Raw genomic sequence first — 3,150 nt, 5'->3', positions numbered from 1 at the left:
GGCACGTACTTACTCCGTGCCTCTCCGGTCGGCTCAGACTCACCTCGCTCCCACGCGCTGACCGTGAGCCGGTGCACCCCGATCAGCTCAGCAACATCGGTCTGCTTCCACTTCGCCGCTTTCCGAATCTGAGCCCTCTCCGCCGGCACAGGCAGGCCGTCCGCCGCCGGCTTCGGCTCACCCTCGATCTCACGGATCTTCGCCACGATCGCCTCGTGGAACATGTCGCCCTCCTCTGCGCTCTTCTTAGACATGACCTTACACCAGCACCTTTCACATGAGGCAACATCTATGCTTAACTTCGTGTGGCAACACAACGTGGCTACATGGTTGTGATGACTACCTTCTAGCGTCTCAGCACCGATCACGTAGGACAACAACCGAGGCTACATCCGCGCACTACATGACCGGGAGAGCGCAGTGACCTCAGAGGAAAACGCCCAGCAGGACTACGACTCGACGCGGGAGAGGGGTTCGTCGGCTCCGACATGGGAGTACGGCGCGCCGGACCTGGGCCTGGGCCCCGTGACGCAGCCGGTGCAGCTGGCCGGTTCCGACGACGCGGCGCTGGACGGGGTGGAGGGCTGATGGCTGCGCGGGTGCCGGCTCCGGTGCGCAAGCTCGTGGACCGCGCCTCGGCGGTCGTGGCTCTGCTGGCGGGCCTGGCGGTCGTGCTGGTCCTCGGCCAGCCGCTGGTCCCGGTGGTGACGTTCGTGGCTGGGGCGGTCCTGGCCTATGGCGCCTTCCAGTACGGGATGGCCCAGGCCCTGAGCAAGAAGCGCCGTCGGCGTTCTGTCCGGCGCTGATAGTCCGAATCCGAGTAGAGGGAGATCGTCATGCTGAATCGCATTCGGGATCTGTTCACCGAGGTGAAGGGCAACAGTCAGATGAGCCGGGACATGGACCAGGCCATCGCGTCGGGCGACCGGGAGGCGATGTCGACGTTCCGGACCGGGACGTTCGCCGCAGCTCTGACCACGGAGGGCCGGGAGGCCCGGGGCCGGGAGGTTGCGGAGTACGCGCGGAAGGTCGTCGAGGCTGACGGTGACGGGGCCCGTTTCCACCGCACCTTCCCCCGCCGGGACCGCGGCTGACGGGTTGCTTCTGACGGTTGCCTGATCCGCTCGGCCCGGCCCCGCTCTCGGGGGTCTGGTCGGGCGGTGAGGGGGAACCGGACAGCCTGGACCGTCGACTGATTCCGGAGCCACCAGCTGATTCCGCACGACCGACTGATTGGGGAACGCCATGGCCAAGAAGGCCGCTACCGCCACCGCCCCTTCTACCATCCTCGACTCGAACGTTATGCCGCTCGACACCGTTCTGCGTGAGGCCGCCGGCCTCATCAAGGAGGACGACTGGATCGGCTGGTCCGGCGAGCTGGTCGACGGTGCGGCGGTGGCCCGTCACCTGGAGGCCGCCGCGGTGCTCCTGGAGCGGGACGGGTGGGTGCGCCAGCACGTCGAGGACGGACCGTCGCCGGTTCCGGCCGACGAGGAGTCCTTGTCGGTCAAGGAGATGGTCCGCCAGCTGCTGCGCGTGGTCCGGGAGGCGATCGGTGTCGAGAAGCAGCGGACGCTGGTCGAGGCGCTGGCGGACGTGAAGTACAGCGCGGTGAGTGATGACGACACCTGGGTCGTCACGACCCGGGTGCTGGACGCGGTCGTCAGGGAGCGTACGGGCTCGCGGACCGCGTATCACAGCTCCTGGGCGGGGAAGCTCGGCCGGACCTACGCCGAGGTCGCCGAGCTCCTGGCGGTCGGGGCGGAGTTCGCCCGTGTTCACGGTCCTCGCTGATCTGGTCTGAGGGCTGCCTGATCCGCCCGGCCGGCCCCGCTCGCGGGGTTGGGTCGGGCGGTGAGGGGGAGCTGTCAGGCCCTGGTCTCCAGGCCTGCCGCTGAGTTTCTGATCTGACTGTCCCGCATTGATCCCTTGGGGGGATTGCCATGTCCATTGAGCGTTCGACTCTCGCCTTCATCACGCTGATCGCTGCCCTGGTGGGGGCCTGGGCGGCGTGGACGGCGGCGAAGGGCGGGCAGCACGACCCGCTGACGGTCGGGTCGGTCGTGTACGGCGTGGTGGCCGGCGGTCTCGCGAAGCTCTTCGGCGGCGGGGCCACGGTGACCGTGGCCCGGTCGCTGCTGCTGGGGCGTGCCGCTGGGATCCACCTGACTCCGACGACTACCTGATCCGCAGACCTGCGACACGAAGGGAACCGAGATGAAGTACCGCGGTGAGATGAAGACGGTGCTGCTGAACGACCGGCAGATCCGGCCGATCGAGTACCGGAAGTGGGGCGACGCTGTGCGTCGCTTCGAGCAGCGCGAGAAGGACCGGGTGAAGGTCGAGGAGCTCAAGGAGTCGATCCGCCGGGAGAGTCTGCGTGAGCCGATCATCCTGGGTGTCTCGGATCGGTATCCGGATGTGTACGTGGCTGATGGCCACCACCGGGCTGTCGCGTTGATGACGCTGGGAGCCGACACGTTCCCCTTCCACTGGTACTGGATCCGCTCCTTCGGTGTGCGGATGGAGCGTGCGGCGTTTCCGTACCACCTTCTGGGTCTGTGACCTGCGTTCGACGACCTTTTGATCTGCAGAGGAGATGCGTGATGGCTCTGTTCGGGCCGAGTGTGCGGGTGAAGACCTACCGGATGGGTTGGAGGCGGGGTCAGGTGGTGCCGTTCCTGGAGGTGGCGGCGCCGGTGATGGCGCAGCTGCTGGAGGAGCGGTTGCGGCAGCGGTTGGAGCCGGTGGAGGTGACGTTGACCGTGTCGGACGGGCTGGCGGAGCTGGCCTGCCGGGCGGAGCAGACGTTCGTGCCCGGGTTATCTGGGCGGGTTCGGTCGAAGGCTCTGGACTCGGCCCGGCGGAACGCGCGGGAGGCGTCGGGGCACGTGGTGCTCCGGCCCGGCCGCCAGGGGACGCTGCTGCTGCTGAATGCCGAGGCCGAGGACATGTCGAGCGGTGACCTGCGGGACGTGGCGCGGGTGCTGTGTCACGAGGGCGTGCACTCCGTGCAGATGGGGCGGCCGGGGGTGCGGGAGGCGCGGATCGCGTACGACCGGCACGGCTACGACGTGGAGCTGCTCAGTTCGGGTGCCGTGCGGGCGTACGAGGCACCACGAGCGGGAGACGTACGGGGTGGAGGACGAG

8 protein-coding genes are annotated in these 3,150 nt (G+C 68.0%); 7 read left to right on the top strand and 1 reads right to left on the bottom strand.

Annotated features, from left to right (window positions below):
• The coding region (locus ACFWAD_RS29780; RefSeq protein WP_378550411.1) for a helix-turn-helix transcriptional regulator at positions 1–254 on the bottom strand (254 nt) is incomplete at its 3' end.
• Positions 255–420: 166 nt separating this feature from the next.
• Here ACFWAD_RS29780 and ACFWAD_RS29775 point away from each other — a divergent pair.
• The 7 genes from ACFWAD_RS29775 to ACFWAD_RS29745 form a co-directional block, all read left to right on the top strand.
• The gene (locus ACFWAD_RS29775) at positions 421–588 is read left to right on the top strand and encodes a hypothetical protein (RefSeq protein ID WP_378550409.1); all 168 of its coding nucleotides are present in this window, start codon (positions 421–423) and stop codon (positions 586–588) included.
• Positions 588–806: a hypothetical protein gene (locus tag ACFWAD_RS29770; protein WP_378550406.1), complete on the top strand. Its 219-nt coding sequence runs from the start codon at positions 588–590 to the stop codon at positions 804–806. Before ACFWAD_RS29775 ends, ACFWAD_RS29770 begins: the two co-directional genes overlap by 1 nt.
• Before the next feature lie 30 nt (positions 807–836).
• Positions 837–1,094: a hypothetical protein gene (locus ACFWAD_RS29765; protein ID WP_378550403.1), complete on the top strand. Its 258-nt coding sequence runs from the start codon at positions 837–839 to the stop codon at positions 1,092–1,094.
• A gap of 151 nt (positions 1,095–1,245) precedes the next feature.
• Positions 1,246–1,794, top strand: a complete 549-nt coding sequence (locus ACFWAD_RS29760; RefSeq protein WP_378550400.1) for a hypothetical protein — start codon at positions 1,246–1,248, stop codon at positions 1,792–1,794.
• A 149-nt stretch (positions 1,795–1,943) separates the two neighbouring features.
• Positions 1,944–2,186: a hypothetical protein gene (locus ACFWAD_RS29755; RefSeq protein WP_378550397.1), complete on the top strand. Its 243-nt coding sequence runs from the start codon at positions 1,944–1,946 to the stop codon at positions 2,184–2,186.
• A gap of 31 nt (positions 2,187–2,217) precedes the next feature.
• Entirely contained in the window at positions 2,218–2,565 is a 348-nt protein-coding gene (locus tag ACFWAD_RS29750; protein WP_378550394.1) for a ParB/RepB/Spo0J family partition protein, read from the top strand.
• A 41-nt stretch (positions 2,566–2,606) separates the two neighbouring features.
• Positions 2,607–3,150 (top strand): hypothetical protein (locus ACFWAD_RS29745; protein ID WP_378550391.1); only part of this gene is annotated, 544 nt, incomplete at its 3' end.

This window comes from Rhodococcus sp. NPDC059969, from assembly GCF_042738325.1.
Taxonomy (GTDB): Bacteria; Actinomycetota; Actinomycetes; order Mycobacteriales; family Mycobacteriaceae; genus Rhodococcus_F.
The sequence above is the reverse complement of the archived record's forward strand: the minus strand, read 5'-3'. Positions and strand labels throughout refer to the sequence as shown.

Bases quoted from the DNA above. Each gene is read 5' to 3' on its own strand.
- ACFWAD_RS29770 (WP_378550406.1), top strand. From the start codon at position 588: ATGGCTGCGCGGGTGCCGGCTCCGGTGCGCAAGCTCGTGGACCGCGCC.
- ACFWAD_RS29755 (WP_378550397.1), top strand. From the start codon at position 1,944: ATGTCCATTGAGCGTTCGACTCTCGCCTTCATCACGCTGATCGCTGCC.
- ACFWAD_RS29750 (WP_378550394.1), top strand. From the start codon at position 2,218: ATGAAGTACCGCGGTGAGATGAAGACGGTGCTGCTGAACGACCGGCAG.
- ACFWAD_RS29760 (WP_378550400.1), top strand. From the start codon at position 1,246: ATGGCCAAGAAGGCCGCTACCGCCACCGCCCCTTCTACCATCCTCGAC.
- ACFWAD_RS29765 (WP_378550403.1), top strand. From the start codon at position 837: ATGCTGAATCGCATTCGGGATCTGTTCACCGAGGTGAAGGGCAACAGT.